Here is a 13,545-nt window from a genome sequence, read left to right as displayed (position 1 = left end):
TTGAAAGTGCATAATCAATTGCTTGCTGTTTAAATTCAGCACTAAAACGTTTGGCCATTTCTTGGATCTCCAAAGTTAACGTTACGTTATCTTTAGAGGGAAGTACTGTCCATTATTTTGGCTAGGATCATAGATCTAGATTTTTGGAGTGGTCTAATTTTTATCTACACAGATGGATCGTATAATCATGTCTGATAAGAACTTCGTATTTCCTTCAGGATTGACCAGTCAACGTGCTAGAGCTTTAGCTAAAGAAGCAAAAAAACTAAATGGTACGCAACTTTCATGTGAGCTGGATTTAATATCTAAAAAAGAATGTCAACTCCCATGGCATAAAGCAGTTGCTAAGTTTACTAATGAAGATATCTCAATTCTACATTTGAAAGTAGAAGATATTTTGAAAAAAAACCCATTATTGGGTTATGGTGGATTCTATTCTCCATTAATATTTTCAGATCGTTATTATCAACGTCAATATAGAATGTCTAAAATAGAGTATGAACAGCATTTTATTGAAGGCCGAATTTTAAGTACAGACTGGTTAAAACAAATAGAATATGCTCAGCAGTTTATGTCATATTTTGGAAAAAATAAGAATATAAATAATAATATGTTAGGTTCTTATGGGTTAAAACATATGTGTGAGGATTACTATGGAGAAATATGTGGTCAGCATACTTATATATCTAATGGTGCATTAATCGTAGGTGCTATTTTAAATAATTTCAATTTTGAGCAATATAGTGAATATCATATTAACTGTAGTTTTAATATTAGTAAAAAAAGTGAATTTTACCAATGGTATAAAATGTGGAAATATGGCTACAGGCCAAGTCAGTATCTAAAGTTTAAGATATTGGACCAAAAATATAGATCTAATAGCTAAAGCTTTAGTTAAAAAGACATGAATTAAAAAAGTAATCGATAAATCAAGGGAAATCATTTAACTGTTCGTAAGGTGCTTAACAAATGAAAACCAGCTATCTAGCTGGTTTTCTTAATTTGGGGAGTTCTGGTGGAACATCTTAAAATAATTATATGCCCTTATCCTCTGATAGGTTCATAGGGAAACCTCTTTAAAACTTTACCTAATTCAAGTACCTCATCTTTATGTAAAAAATCCCATAGTTGATTGAATTTCTCCCGAAGTTGTACGACATTTACAGGTGTATGATGTGAAGTGTATTGATGTACTGCAACAGCACCATTTTCCTGCACTGAAATCCAAAAGTTCTTTTGCCTAGTTGAAGATTGATACTTAAGCTTTTCTCCAACTTGCTGGGCAATTTCATATGCCAGTGGGTTTTCCAATGCTGGATAACGAGCAGATACTCTATCTAAAAGATTTTCAAGCCGTTCTAATGGATCCGACTCAGACTTTTCAACCACATTGATTGCCTCTAAATACTGCTTGGCTTCATCAAAGTGTACTGAGAGCAATTGACTGTACTTAGCTATACCAAAGTGTCTGTTGTGACGAACCCACATAGATGCACGTTGACTACGGTTTTTACCAGCACGGCGGTCAACTATCTCGTGTAGTGCATGTTGTTGTTCAGGCGTAATGGTAAGACGGTTATTGATTGCCTGCCCTTTTGTCCAATAGTCCCAAAGCACGTCATCACATTCATTTTGATACATGATGACAGTTTCACGAAGTTCAGGCCGGACTTTGTTGGCGTGGATTGAGTAAAGCCATGCAGCTAATTTTCGGACAGGTAAGCAAGTCATTAAGCGACTTTTCCCATCATTGGCAACTGTGGTGATTTCCACCATAGTTGCACTGAAACGATCTTTTAATTTAACAAACTGGCTTTTCCAATCTAGCCCCATAGCTTCAACGATAGGTTTCATTGGTGTATAAGGCTGCCCATGATGTTCAATAATCATAAGTTCTGCATCATGAAATGGTACAACTTGTGGTATGTATGATAAATTAGACATATCAATATCCTTTCGTGGTTGTTGATAGAAGCCCTTGCATTTGGTTGGTAGCCTGCAAGGGCTTTGTTGTTTCAGGTTTAGAGCCTGTTGTGAATAACTATATATAGTGTATTTAAATAATGCAATATTAAAATAAATTAAAATATAAAAAGAATGCAATCTTATTGTGTTATGATTAATTATCTTTTTTAGAGAATTGAGATGATTAAGAATAATATTATTGCCTTACGAGATAAGGCCGGCATGACGGCGTATCAGTTAGCGAAACAATGCGGATTTATTTCAAATAACCATGTACTGGGAAAGAAGATAAGTGACGCAGAAAAAGGAAAAAATATCACAATTGAAACGGCTTTTTTAATCTACACTGAACTCAAAAAAGCTGGTGTATGCGAGAAGTTTGAAGATGTCTTTTGGCTTGAATGTGATGATAAAGATATCGAAAACTAAAAATATTTTTTGTAGAGTTGGAACTAACTAATTTTTAAACTTTCATATTTGTAAATAATGGTCCTATTCAATGAGTAGGGCTTTTTTATGTCCAAAGCTTTAGCTTATGCACCAGCTGTAAATACAGCAAAAACTAATTTACCAAGTAATGAATCAGATCCATTCTATGGTTCTATTTCAAAGCACAAATACGCAGAGTTTTCTCTATGTGACAAAGAGGGGAATCCTATTGCTGGCTCGCCAGTGATTAAAGCCTTATTAACAGACGGTGATAAAAGCATTGAGAGCCAATGGCAAACTCCGTTTGAAAATAGCAATCCTGAGCTAAAAATGCCTATGCTCATGGCAGGCTTACAATCAGGTCAGCTATCACAAGTCGCTGAACAGATGCAAAGTAATCCTATAGCTCAAGTTTTATCAAAACTTGGGGTTCAAGATGCTATACAGAGCGTTGAAGGGCGTACCAATCTAACTAAAGTGAATACAACTCAAGTATTCCTATCTACTTCTTCAGTACGGCTCAACCTTTCTATTTTCTTCCTTGCCTTTAGTGATGCGAAAACAGAAGTTGAAGACAGGATCATGCAATTAGAGGCTTGGAGTCTTCCAGTTTCTTTATCTTCTGATTCTACACTTCAGAATGTGGTTAATGACTCAAACTCAACTTTAGAAGGGTTGTTTTCAGGTGTAATCCCACCCTTTGTGTCTCTGACAACTCACGGCAAAACTTATAAACCTTTCATTATTGAAAGTGTTTCTGCACCAATTGTTGCGCCAATTGATGAGAAAGGTAACCGGTTAAGTTTGGCCGTGAATATAAGTTTGATGAGTCGAACTGCATGAGATTCAAAAGACATTTATTCATTGTATGGAGGCAACTAATGATTACTTTTGACCCTGTGTACGTTGGTGAAAATACCTACCAAATGCAAGAGCTTAGTTTTGAGCAATGTCTCAAAATATCTATCATTGCTCCAAATTTTAATGAAAAAAGACTTTCAGTTTTTCTGAAATCAGCATTAGACAATGTGGATCCTTTACTTTTATCAATTCAGGAACGGTATTTATTGCTGCTTAAATATCTTGAAAAACAAAGTAATACTATGTTGGAGGTGAACACAGACTGGTCTAAAGTTTTCCTTCAATCAGAAAATAATTGGAAAACTGAAACTACTCAAAATGGAATTACAGTTAGACAGCTTATTGGAATGGAAGTGGAGTTCTTAGAGGCAAATTGTAAGAACGTCGCTGAATGGATTGCCTGCATGATGGCTTTTCAGTTGAGTTATTCTAATCATGAACACTTAGCTTTATTGCCGGATAGAACAAACCCTCAATTATTTGAAGAACAATTTAAGCAGCGGCTAGATTTCATTAAGAAAATGCCAGCTAGTGATTTTGATTTGTGCTATCAAGACTTTAATAATTTAAACAATGAGTTATTTACTCATTTACGGTTAAGCGTTGATAACCACGGTATTTTAGTGGAAAGAGGTGCAGATGACGCGCCTGCACGATTTCGCACCGCTTCCGTCTTTACAGGAATCATCAAAGAGTTGGACCGATCTTTTGCTTGATACTGCAAGTAGTATTTCTGAAAACTGCCCAATGCCTTTATCGGATGCATTAAAAATGCCTTTGAGTTTTGAAAGTACTTACTTCAATTCATCAGCATGGGAAAACCGCAAGAAGTATTTAGAAAATGAAATTGAACGTCACAACGTATTCTTAAAATTAGGTCAAGAAGTCATTAAGGGATTAAATGCCCTAGCAAGTAGAGGCCGATAGTTTTCATGTAGAAAAGTCTGATTAATTCAGACTTTTTTCGTGCTTTGTATTTGGAACCATACTCTATTTAGAACAATAACACTTGCAAAAATAGCTCCAAATGAAACGTGGGGAATAGGTCATGTCTGATCATCAGGCAATTGAAGTCACAGTCACAACTTTTGCTAATAAAACTACCTTCTGGAGTGGTTTAGCAAGCGCATTTGGTTCTTTAACTTCAATTAATTGGTTGAGCTATACAGGTGCAATAGTGGCTGTTGTTGGCCTATTCATAAGTTTCATTTTTCAGTGGAGACGTGACCGCAGAGAACGTAAAGAAAGTGAATTACGTGAAAAAGAAAGCGAATTACGAATCAAAGCTTTAGAAGCTCTAGAGCAAGATAATTTACGAAAGAGGAAAGATGAATGAAGTTAATTGAAAACAATGCTTGGCAGTATCTATCTGTTAAGTTACCCGCCGTAGGTGCATTCATCATGCTAATTTTATTGCCAGCACTACAATGGGGTGTTGATTATGAAGTTATTCCTGAAAAATATCATGCATTTGTTACTGGTACTTTGATGCTTGTTCTGTCATGGATTGGAAAGAAAATTTCTCAACCACGACTTAATGGCCCGCAATTAACAGGCCAGTTAGTAGGGATCAATTCTTTATTGAATATCCCAACACCAACAAAGCCTGATGAATTAGCTTGGATTGCAGAAGCAAAAAAGCATCTTAGCCTTCAAGAAATACCTGGTAAACAGCATAACCCAACTATTTTAAAATGGCTCTCGGAGCTAAAGGCTTGGTGGGCTGACGATGAAACGGCTTGGTGTGGGACCTTCGTTGCACATTGCTTGAAATCAGCTGGAATTGCTTATCCTAAGCATTGGTACCGTGCATTGGATTATGTGAATTATGGTACAAAATTAGCTAAACCCGCTTACGGTTGTGTAGCTATTAAAACTCGAAAGGGTGGTGGGCATGTTTGTTTTGTAGTTGGCCGTGACAAAAAGTCTGGAAAGTTAGTATGCCTTGGAGGCAATCAGTCAAATAAAGTTTGTTATGCACTTTATAATGACTCTGACTTTCAAGAATTCAGATGGTATGGTCGTACAACTCAACCAGCAAGTAAGCGTTATACATTGCCACAATTAAAAGGCGTAACAGCTACTAGGGTTTTGGAAGCCTAATGAAGTTACTGTTACTGAGCTTTCTTTTATGTGGCTGTACGGCCCATACAATAAATAGCAACGTAAACGTATCTATTTGCGTTAAAGCACTTTAAAAAAAGCCCTGAATATTCAGGGCTTTTTTATTAATTATTTATTTCTGCATCGTAGACTGTTTTTAAAGAGGCTTTTAGAGCTTCATCATTTGTACTATCAATGAATTTCCTCATTTTCTCTTTGTATTCAAGGTGTCCAGCTTTATATTTTACAAGTAAGTATGAAAATTCAGCTTGTTTATAATTTGGGTCCTTCTTATTTTCTGGTTTGTTCAGCTCTACTTTTAGAACCTCTGCCACATAGTCATAGCACCTATTAATCGAAGTGACATCTTTCCCTTGTAATGCAAGTAACTGACATCTAAATGTAAGTCGTGCTGTGTCATTTGGTTTCTCTACTAGCTGCTTATCATTTAAGGCGTGAGCTTTATCATAGTCATTCAAAATCATATATATATTCATCTGAAGAAGCTCACGTTTTCGCTTATCTGTGATTTTATCGACCTCAGGAAGTATCTCTCGCATATGCTTTTGAAAGACTTCTTTATCTTCCATAGAGTATTTTTGAACGTACTCATTATGTTTATTAATAATTTTCTGATCTTCAGCAGATAAGGCTTTAGGCGCAGGGGTCTCAGTTTTTACTTCAGAATTTTTAGTGTTATCAGATGCATTGCTGCATCCACTTAGAAGTGCTGAGCCAATGATAAATAGGGTTAAATACTTTTTCATGCTTTACGTCTTGCCGCCGAAGTTATTGTAAACTCATAAGTTACGTCTGGGGGAGAAGTTACGACTACACCGCCATCAAATTTCGCATCATATTTCATTGTAAGCTTTGCCTTAATTACTTCTAAGTCTGGTGCGGGTAGCTTAATCTCGCAACTACCTACAGGTTGTTTATCATTTGCAGTATTCCAGTACCCTTTACCGACTTTTAAAGTGATCGTGTCACTTATCTGTTTATCTTTCTTAAATAAGCGAAGCACAGCACGCGGGATGATTGTTGCATCAGCTCTAACAATAGGTGGTAATAGGGTTGCAGTTACAAAGAGTTGATCTTTTTTGACTCGGTGGGTTACTTCAAAGTTACAAGCGCCCGATACCATTTGTGACATTACACCAAATAAATTTGTTCTATCTTGATCGTATGGCATTAACATCGTTTTGAATGGGACCATTGTTGTTTTATTTTGTTCTATGTAGTAATTCTCGTACTCATCTTTTACAAAGCTGTCTGTTGTTGGTTGTTTTTGAGACATTGGGGCTGGTGATGATTTAGCAGCAGAAGATGCGGATCCACCGCCGTTGTCTTGAACGACCAAATGTTGTTTAGGTAGAAGCTTACAACCACATGAAAGAGAGTCATTAACACGAGCTGCAGCTTTACCGAAAATCTGCATATTCGGATCGCCAGATACAATCGTTGCGACAATTTTATGTGTTGGGCAGGTTGCTTTATCACCGACACAAGCAACGGCAATGCCATCAATTAGAAACAAACTGTTCCCTGAAATTACTTGGCCGCCTCCTGTGGTGGGGCAGCCGATTGTTATATATGGGGTTGCCAAATCAATTCCATCTTATTTTATTGAAGTCGAGGAATGTTAACAAAGTGAAATAGACAGTGCTGTATAGTTTTATTATACGGTACTGATCACGAGTTAAATACTTGCCGGAGTGTTGATATTGATATGAAAGTCGACTAAGCAGGGCTATTTTTTTGATTTTTTAATATAGTCATTGTTAATTTTCCTAGTTTCACGGTTTTTTAAATATGTATATATTCTTGCCTTGATATGATAATCAAACCAACTAATCATTTTTTGATCGGTTAGGTCAATTTCTTCATATTCTTCATAATGCTCAAAAGTTTCTAATTGAGAATGTATTTTGAAATTTTGCCAATCAATCACTCCATCTTCCAAAGCCTTTTCAATAACATTTTTAATATGTGAAGTACCATTTTCCATTTTTAATTGTTCAGTATCAAACTTTAATTTACCTTCTAATAGTGAACTTTCTGGATTTTTACTAATAGTAATAAAGGAATTTTCACCATTCTTTGTTATTATTTCAATAAAGTATAAAACATTATTTCCAACTGGAATCCCATTTATAAATTGCCCTTTATGTCTAATAATTAATCCTGTGGAATAATGACTCAAAACTTTATTTATAATTTTTTTGTATCTTAAATTGCTACATACAACGATTCCTTCTGTAGTATCTAAGACTATTTTTTTCTTTATTTTTTTATTATTAATAATATCTGGAAGATTAACAATTATTTTTACGCCCGCCATATACACGAAATGTGGTTCAAGTTTTTGGTTTAAGGTTTCATAGGGCTTAAGTACAAAAGTTTCATCATAACCATCGATTAATTGAATATAAATATTATGACCAACTCTAATAAATATTTTATTAATAGACCTCTTGCGAAAGTCGTTATTGCAAGTTCATCCGATTTACCAGTGCAGCGATTAAGTTAATGCGTAAACCGAATCTTTTCCGTCTATTTCGATAGCGTTCACTTAATATTCTAAATGTTTTCAATTGACTATTAATATGTTCGATCACAACTCGTATTTTTCCAATCATTTTATTGTACTTTTTCTCAACATCAAATAAGGGTAAATTCTTCTTTTTCTTTATTGGCATCAATAATTTAAAGCCATCTTGCTCTAATCCGTAGTACCCTAAATCGGTCATAACATATTTACAATGTTTGAATTTTTTAACCGTTCTTCTTGCCAATTTAATGTCATGCTGACTGCCATTCGATATATCTAGCCCTATGATTTGTTTGCTGTTCGGATGATAGATCACTTGTGCTTTTAGCGTATGTTTCTTCTTTTTACCACTGTAGAACTTACTCTGATTTTTTTTTCGGACGTTCTATTGAACATTCTGTCGCATCAATAATGACCCAGTTAAACTGTTCGTCTGCTGTGGTAATGCTTCGTTTTGGCAGAGTAAACCGTCTTGATTTCATCAATGCATCTTCAACCTTTTTAATGGTTCGATTCACATTACTTTCAGCGATATGGTAATTTGCAGCCAACTCCAATTGAGTGCTGTAATTCCGTAAGTAATTGAGTGTTAATAATAATTGATCCTCTATAGCTAAAGTATGAGGACGCCCAGATTTCTTTTTAAGTGATTCTACTTCTTTTAAAACTTCGATCATTTCACTAAAAACTGGTCGAGGTACACCAACCAAGCGCTGGAATTCAGAATCTGAAAAACGATTTAATTTCTGATATCTCATGAAATTTAGATTGAGGTGGTTTTTACTTTCGCAAGAGGTCTAATTATGACAGGCTTATCTTTTTTATTAACTAAAATGATTGAAGAAATGTATCTTTCAGTGGATGAGAAATCACTACGAAGTGTAAAAGTTGCTGCAATACTATTTCCAGACTTTCTTAAATAATTTCTAGCAGTTACATATAAAGCTAGTAAGGAAATTAATAGTGTAGGAAGAAAATATTCTGGAGTTAGTTTTAAAAAATCTTTTAAATTTATATAATAAATTGGCTCAATACTTGTAAAGTATATTATTGAAAATAGGGTTAAAGAAAAGAATGCTAATAAAAATATTCTATCAATCATCGAGTTCGCCAAAAAAATTTTTAGTATTAAAAACAATCAATCATTTATAGTCAATAACTCATCCCACTGAAAAGGATTTCTACTCAATTTATCTCTACTCATTGACCAATTGCGACCTGGTACATAACATGTACTTATACCAAGTTTTCTCTTCCCGAATTTTGTGTGTACGTTATCTAGTGTTTTCATCAATTGTTCTTTCTTTTCTATAGCTTCAAAATCTGTGAGAAGGTCATAAGTGTGACCAGATTTAGGTTCTAGCCCAGTCAATATAACCCCACATTTTTTATACCTAATACCTTCTTTATAAATTTGAGATACCATTTTTGTTGCAGCTTTTACGAAATCTAACGCATAATCTGTTGGTTGTGAAAATGAGCCGGTTATTGACTTGTTATAAAACGGTACATTTTCATCAAAAGGACTTGATTGAACAAATACAAGTAGACAACCACAAAGTGACTCTTCATCACGTAACCTTTTGCAAGCTTCTTGTGCATGCATGGCTATCGCTTCTTTCAAGTCAGAGAGCTCAGTAACTTTTGCACCAAATGAACAAGATTTTATTATTTGTTTTTTTGAAGGTGGAGTATCTTCAATCTCAATACATGAGATTCCTTGTAGTTCATTAATTGTACGGGCCATGACAATAGAAAAATGACGTTGCATCTCGCGTGCTTCAGTACATGCTAAATCTAAAACAGTTTTAACCCCCATAGCATGCAACTTTTTTGCATGTTTACGACCTACACCCCAAACTTCCGAAACATCGATTTGTGAAAAATAATATTCTTTGTTGCATGGATCCATATTGACGAGATCGCAAACACCATTAAAGCCTTGATTCTTCTTAGCTATATGGTTGGAGATCTTTGCCTCCGTCTTGCTGCGACCTATTCCTACGCACACGGGCAAACCAAGCCATTTCCAGATCTTCGCTCGCATATCGTGACCGACTTTTTCTAAATCAAAGTTCTTTTCATAAGCTGTGAAATCTACAAAGCACTCATCAATCGAGTACGGTTCAACTTCTTCTGCAGTTACGTAAGAAGCAAGAATCGTATGAAAGCGCCGTGACATTTCTGCATACATTGCGTAGTTGCTTGAAAGTACGAGCACGTTATGTTGTTGAACAATGTCTTTAATTTGAAAAAGAGGCACACCCATTTTTATATTTAGGGCTTTTGACTCATTGCTACGTGCCACGGCGCACCCATCATTATTGCTGAGCACAATAACAGGCTTATCATTCAAAGATGGATCAAAGACTCTCTCACATGAAACGTACATGTTATTGACGTCAATCAAGAAAAAGACCTTGTTTTCATGTTTCATGATTTTCTTATCATTTTAATGACGCAGGTGACAACGCCCCAAATTATTAATTCCTGTTCTTCAGAAAGATAAATATTTTTATATTCTGGATTTTCTGCTTTTAACCATTGGCCTTTTTCATCAATCATTAAACGTTTAACTGTGAATTCATTGTCAATTAGTGCAATAACAATATCGCCGTGCTTTGCATCAAGACTACGATCCACAATCAATTCGTCATCAATATCTATACCTGCATTAAGCATTGATAGTGATGCAACTTTGACAATAAACGTTGAAGTTGCATTTTTGATTAAGTGCTCATTCATATCGAGCGCTTTATCGATGTAATCTTGAGCCGGAGAGGGGAAACCTGCATTGATTTTTTCTAATGCGTAAGGGATGAGTAGATGAGTTGATGGTACAACTTGCTTGATAGATAAGGTCTCAGATAAAACAATACCTTGTGTGAGATACGGTTTTATCTGGATGATGGATGGTGCAATTTCGCTCATAGAATATCCTCCAGCTTGATTTTGTAACATATTCAAGATGATATTCTAGAGATGAGCTTAAATTCAAATTTAAAAAGCTGTGGATAAACAAGTAGAAGTCAAAAATTGACGTTCTTTATTGTGCATTTGGTCGGAAATTCTTCAGTTCTGATCGAGGTTGAGCGGTGAATTCATCAACTGGCATATCTAGGAAAAAGTCCTTTGCTTCCTCATGTTTACAGTGAAGCCAATCTTCCCTTAATTCAGGTGGAATAACAATAATAGAGCGCTTCTCATCAGTCGGCGCATGAAATTGCTTCATAAAAGGGTGGTGGTCAGAATTAATAGTGAGCATGCTCATAGACCTGATTTCTTCACCGTTCACTACTGCATATTCGTAAATGCCAGCGATAGTGAAAGGCATATCATCTTTCCGATAAATTCCCCACCATTCCGGCTTGTTATTAATATACTTCGGTTCAAATATCACATCTGCAGGAATTAAACAGAATTGGTTTTTCTTCCAAGCATTACGGAAGCTAGGTTTTTCATGAACTGTCTCAGTTCTAGCGTTATATGTATTGTGTATCTTTTTAAGATCTTTAACCCACGGGGCTACTAGACCAAAACGAGCTAAGCGCCATTCCATCTGTTCTTTTTTAGAGAATAAGAGAGGGGCTTCATAGTTGGGATAAATGTGAGATTTATAATCAAAAGTTGGCTCAAAGAGATCCAGCAAGTGAATTCTATCTTTAGCTATAGGTTCGTAGTTTGAGCACACAAGGAATCCAAATTAACTTTATAAATAATAAAAAATTATGATTACTTATCATCTTTGTCTATTAAATTTATGTAGCTCTCTCCTTTTAAAATAAGTAATTTTTCCTTTCCTTTTTCCTCAGTAATTTTTAAAAAAATATATTTTCCATTGTAATATTCAATACTTATATCATTATTTAAATTTAAGGCTTTTTTTGTCTTGGTGAGAAAGATTTGTTCATTTTTGGTTGGTGGAAGAGTATTAACCTTGGAGTAAATAGTACTTATTTTTTGGATAAAATATAATGAAAATATTATTACTAATGGTAGAAGAATAAGTGGAATTACAATTTCAGAATTATGAGTATTGAATAATCTGTTTATAGCAATCTTTCTTTCCTCATCAGTGGGATTTTGTTTATCTTTTGAATTTTTTAATATAAAGAGAAGTGTAATAACAAAAATAATTTCTACTATACAAAATAATGCCAAAATTTCAAAGACTAGCTGAATTGTTAATAATATAAATGGTGTTGGTTCATTAAAAATTGGTTCTGAAATATAAATATAAAAAAGTAAAACTCCAAGAAATATTAGAAGAGCTAATCTATCTTTAATGTTTAAAAAAACATTCTTAATATTCCAACCAAATTCCAGTTTGAAATTAAATTTATACAAATTGTGAAATAAAAAATAACATAGGAAACCAGTTAGAATTATGAATGAAATAAATAACCCATCTGGTATAACTTGCTCTACTGAAAAAAACCTAATAAAAGATGGATCAATAGAGTATAGTTTAAAAATTTGAAATATACCTCCTAAAAAAGCAGGAATAAAAATAATCATACTCCAATGCTCTTTGTAGAAATCTAACTCCTTCCAAAAGGCTATTTTTTTTTGTGGCTCTAAACTAAACATAAATCCTCAGTAAGTAAAATATTAGATTCTAGATTCAGTGTATTAAACTATCGGTATCGATATATTTTGGTAACTTTATAATTTCAACAATATTTTCAAAAGGTATACTTTTTCCCTGTCCAATATCAAAACCTTTTTCATAATTACCTAATAATGAACACCAGTAATCAAGTAAGTAAGATTCAAAATAGTCTGAATCGATATGTACCCAAAATTTAACTAATGTAGGATGTAATAAACTCAACAAAATCTCATATATATCATCATTTTGTGCAACATCAAAAAAAATTTCAGGTAAGTTTAAAAACGATCTTTGAAATGTGTTCTCTATAGCATCTATTTTACGAAGAAAGGCAAACGGACCGACTACTTCAAAATTGTGTTTCGATAGGTCATGACCTAGCATTGCATCCTCATAGGACTTAATATTTAAATCTGGATAAAGACTTTCAATGTTTGAAACAAAGCTAGAAATACCATCTCTTGAATTTAATAAACCATTTGCAAACCACTCTTTGGTACAATCAGAACCAGTTCTATGATAAAAATAAATTTTAAATTTTTCATTATCAATTTTTAAAGGAGTAGCATCTAAAAGAACACGTATCACATATAAAAATATGGTCGCATTCCCTGTAATTTTAAAATCTTCATATATTTCTTGTAAGCTCTTCATTTTGCTATGAATTACTTCAGTTGTGATTTGATAATAAGTTGCTAAAGTATTCAAAGCATCATTATCATCATCGTAGCTGAATACAAATAGTTCTTCAGACATAAGCTTGGCACCTTAAAATTAAATGATATTTTAATATATTATTAAGTCTCAGTTATTAATTAGACCAATTAGCAACATGATCGGCCCACCTTTGCATTATTATTCTTTATTTAGCTTCGGATCGCGCTTATAACTATATAATTATTCTTCAAACCCAAAGACCAGCCAACCTCTTTATAGAATGGCTCACCATATTTAATAGTGTGTTCAATGTAAAAATATACCCAATCTTTCATAATTTCACTTTACTCATTTCTTTCTATTAAGA

The 13,545-nt window shown here is 34.1% G+C and carries 18 protein-coding genes; 7 read left to right on the top strand and 11 right to left on the bottom strand.

Annotated elements, in window-relative coordinates:
- Positions 1-172 precede the first annotated feature (172 nt).
- Positions 173-886, top strand: coding sequence for a hypothetical protein (locus HMPREF0014_RS13450; RefSeq protein ID WP_006581332.1), 714 nt, complete (start codon positions 173-175; stop codon positions 884-886).
- Positions 887-1,044: 158 nt separating this feature from the next.
- On the opposite strand, the gene HMPREF0014_RS13445 is transcribed toward HMPREF0014_RS13450, so the two are convergent.
- Positions 1,045-1,944: a phage antirepressor N-terminal domain-containing protein gene (locus HMPREF0014_RS13445; protein ID WP_004886766.1), complete on the bottom strand. Its 900-nt coding sequence runs from the start codon at positions 1,942-1,944 to the stop codon at positions 1,045-1,047.
- Between the two features lie 201 nt (positions 1,945-2,145).
- On the opposite strand from HMPREF0014_RS13445, the gene HMPREF0014_RS13440 reads away from it, so the two are divergent.
- From HMPREF0014_RS13440 to HMPREF0014_RS13420, 6 genes are all read left to right on the top strand, one after another.
- Positions 2,146-2,394, top strand: coding sequence for a transcriptional regulator (locus HMPREF0014_RS13440; RefSeq protein WP_000594623.1), 249 nt, complete (start codon positions 2,146-2,148; stop codon positions 2,392-2,394).
- Positions 2,395-2,481: 87 nt separating this feature from the next.
- Positions 2,482-3,237, top strand: coding sequence for a hypothetical protein (locus tag HMPREF0014_RS13435; RefSeq protein ID WP_006581333.1), 756 nt, complete (start codon positions 2,482-2,484; stop codon positions 3,235-3,237).
- A 38-nt stretch (positions 3,238-3,275) separates the two neighbouring features.
- The gene (locus HMPREF0014_RS13430; protein ID WP_004886771.1) at positions 3,276-3,971 is read left to right on the top strand and encodes a hypothetical protein; all 696 of its coding nucleotides are present in this window, start codon (positions 3,276-3,278) and stop codon (positions 3,969-3,971) included.
- Positions 3,964-4,182, top strand: coding sequence for a hypothetical protein (locus HMPREF0014_RS0206355; RefSeq protein ID WP_000887468.1), 219 nt, complete (start codon positions 3,964-3,966; stop codon positions 4,180-4,182). Before HMPREF0014_RS13430 ends, HMPREF0014_RS0206355 begins: the two co-directional genes overlap by 8 nt.
- A 121-nt stretch (positions 4,183-4,303) precedes the next feature.
- Positions 4,304-4,591, top strand: coding sequence for a holin (locus HMPREF0014_RS13425; RefSeq protein WP_001279704.1), 288 nt, complete (start codon positions 4,304-4,306; stop codon positions 4,589-4,591).
- Positions 4,588-5,358, top strand: coding sequence for a TIGR02594 family protein (locus HMPREF0014_RS13420; protein ID WP_004886774.1), 771 nt, complete (start codon positions 4,588-4,590; stop codon positions 5,356-5,358). Before HMPREF0014_RS13425 ends, HMPREF0014_RS13420 begins: the two co-directional genes overlap by 4 nt.
- A gap of 125 nt (positions 5,359-5,483) precedes the next feature.
- On the opposite strand, the gene HMPREF0014_RS13415 is transcribed toward HMPREF0014_RS13420, so the two are convergent.
- The 10 genes from HMPREF0014_RS13415 to HMPREF0014_RS13365 form a co-directional block, all read right to left on the bottom strand.
- Complete coding sequence (locus tag HMPREF0014_RS13415; protein WP_000760440.1) at positions 5,484-6,125, bottom strand: hypothetical protein; 642 nt, start codon at positions 6,123-6,125, stop codon at positions 5,484-5,486.
- A complete protein-coding gene (locus HMPREF0014_RS13410) occupies positions 6,122-6,964 on the bottom strand; it encodes a PAAR domain-containing protein (protein WP_004886776.1) in 843 nt (280 codons plus the stop codon). The genes HMPREF0014_RS13415 and HMPREF0014_RS13410 overlap by 4 nt, the downstream gene beginning before the upstream one ends.
- Before the next feature lie 144 nt (positions 6,965-7,108).
- A complete protein-coding gene (locus tag HMPREF0014_RS13405; RefSeq protein ID WP_006581335.1) occupies positions 7,109-7,699 on the bottom strand; it encodes a hypothetical protein in 591 nt (196 codons plus the stop codon).
- A 145-nt stretch (positions 7,700-7,844) separates the two neighbouring features.
- A protein-coding gene (locus tag HMPREF0014_RS25410) for an IS5-like element ISAba27 family transposase (RefSeq protein WP_076611894.1) occupies positions 7,845-8,667 on the bottom strand; the annotation gives its coding sequence in 2 pieces (ribosomal slippage) (positions 7,845-8,285 and positions 8,287-8,667; 822 coding nt in all).
- Between the two features lie 5 nt (positions 8,668-8,672).
- Positions 8,673-9,011 (bottom strand): hypothetical protein, encoded by a 339-nt coding sequence (locus HMPREF0014_RS25935; protein WP_020992239.1) that lies wholly within the window; start codon positions 9,009-9,011, stop codon positions 8,673-8,675.
- 36 nt (positions 9,012-9,047) lie between these two features.
- Positions 9,048-10,346 carry a Y-family DNA polymerase gene (locus HMPREF0014_RS13385; RefSeq protein WP_004886782.1) on the bottom strand — a complete coding sequence of 433 codons (1,299 nt, stop codon included), beginning with the start codon at positions 10,344-10,346 and terminating at the stop codon, positions 9,048-9,050.
- Positions 10,343-10,840 carry a translesion error-prone DNA polymerase V autoproteolytic subunit gene (gene umuD / locus HMPREF0014_RS13380; protein WP_004886785.1) on the bottom strand — a complete coding sequence of 166 codons (498 nt, stop codon included), beginning with the start codon at positions 10,838-10,840 and terminating at the stop codon, positions 10,343-10,345. The genes HMPREF0014_RS13385 and umuD overlap by 4 nt, the downstream gene beginning before the upstream one ends.
- Before the next feature lie 115 nt (positions 10,841-10,955).
- The gene (locus HMPREF0014_RS13375; RefSeq protein WP_004886789.1) at positions 10,956-11,600 is read right to left on the bottom strand and encodes an SOS response-associated peptidase family protein; all 645 of its coding nucleotides are present in this window, start codon (positions 11,598-11,600) and stop codon (positions 10,956-10,958) included.
- 41 nt (positions 11,601-11,641) lie between these two features.
- The gene (locus HMPREF0014_RS13370; protein ID WP_004886791.1) at positions 11,642-12,499 is read right to left on the bottom strand and encodes a hypothetical protein; all 858 of its coding nucleotides are present in this window, start codon (positions 12,497-12,499) and stop codon (positions 11,642-11,644) included.
- Positions 12,500-12,533: 34 nt separating this feature from the next.
- A complete protein-coding gene (locus tag HMPREF0014_RS13365; RefSeq protein ID WP_004886793.1) occupies positions 12,534-13,277 on the bottom strand; it encodes a hypothetical protein in 744 nt (247 codons plus the stop codon).
- Positions 13,278-13,545 lie beyond the last annotated feature (268 nt).

This window comes from Acinetobacter sp. RUH 2624 (genome assembly GCF_000162375.2).
In the GTDB taxonomy this organism is placed as follows: Bacteria; Pseudomonadota; Gammaproteobacteria; order Pseudomonadales; family Moraxellaceae; genus Acinetobacter; species Acinetobacter nosocomialis.
This window is presented reverse-complemented; position numbering and strand designations above follow the sequence as displayed.

Excerpts from the sequence above, each read along its gene's own strand:
- HMPREF0014_RS25935 (WP_020992239.1), bottom strand. The coding sequence starts at position 9,011 with ATGATTGATAGAATATTTTTATTAGCATTCTTTTCTTTAACCCTATTT.
- HMPREF0014_RS13435 (WP_006581333.1), top strand. The coding sequence starts at position 2,482 with ATGTCCAAAGCTTTAGCTTATGCACCAGCTGTAAATACAGCAAAAACT.
- HMPREF0014_RS13415 (WP_000760440.1), bottom strand. The coding sequence starts at position 6,125 with ATGAAAAAGTATTTAACCCTATTTATCATTGGCTCAGCACTTCTAAGT.
- HMPREF0014_RS13405 (WP_006581335.1), bottom strand. The coding sequence starts at position 7,699 with ATGGCGGGCGTAAAAATAATTGTTAATCTTCCAGATATTATTAATAAT.
- HMPREF0014_RS13440 (WP_000594623.1), top strand. The coding sequence starts at position 2,146 with ATGATTAAGAATAATATTATTGCCTTACGAGATAAGGCCGGCATGACG.
- HMPREF0014_RS13420 (WP_004886774.1), top strand. The coding sequence starts at position 4,588 with ATGAAGTTAATTGAAAACAATGCTTGGCAGTATCTATCTGTTAAGTTA.
- HMPREF0014_RS13450 (WP_006581332.1), top strand. The coding sequence starts at position 173 with ATGGATCGTATAATCATGTCTGATAAGAACTTCGTATTTCCTTCAGGA.
- HMPREF0014_RS13430 (WP_004886771.1), top strand. The coding sequence starts at position 3,276 with ATGATTACTTTTGACCCTGTGTACGTTGGTGAAAATACCTACCAAATG.
- HMPREF0014_RS13385 (WP_004886782.1), bottom strand. The coding sequence starts at position 10,346 with ATGAAACATGAAAACAAGGTCTTTTTCTTGATTGACGTCAATAACATG.
- HMPREF0014_RS13445 (WP_004886766.1), bottom strand. The coding sequence starts at position 1,944 with ATGTCTAATTTATCATACATACCACAAGTTGTACCATTTCATGATGCA.
- HMPREF0014_RS13425 (WP_001279704.1), top strand. The coding sequence starts at position 4,304 with ATGTCTGATCATCAGGCAATTGAAGTCACAGTCACAACTTTTGCTAAT.
- HMPREF0014_RS13365 (WP_004886793.1), bottom strand. The coding sequence starts at position 13,277 with ATGTCTGAAGAACTATTTGTATTCAGCTACGATGATGATAATGATGCT.
- HMPREF0014_RS13370 (WP_004886791.1), bottom strand. The coding sequence starts at position 12,499 with ATGTTTAGTTTAGAGCCACAAAAAAAAATAGCCTTTTGGAAGGAGTTA.
- umuD (WP_004886785.1), bottom strand. The coding sequence starts at position 10,840 with ATGAGCGAAATTGCACCATCCATCATCCAGATAAAACCGTATCTCACA.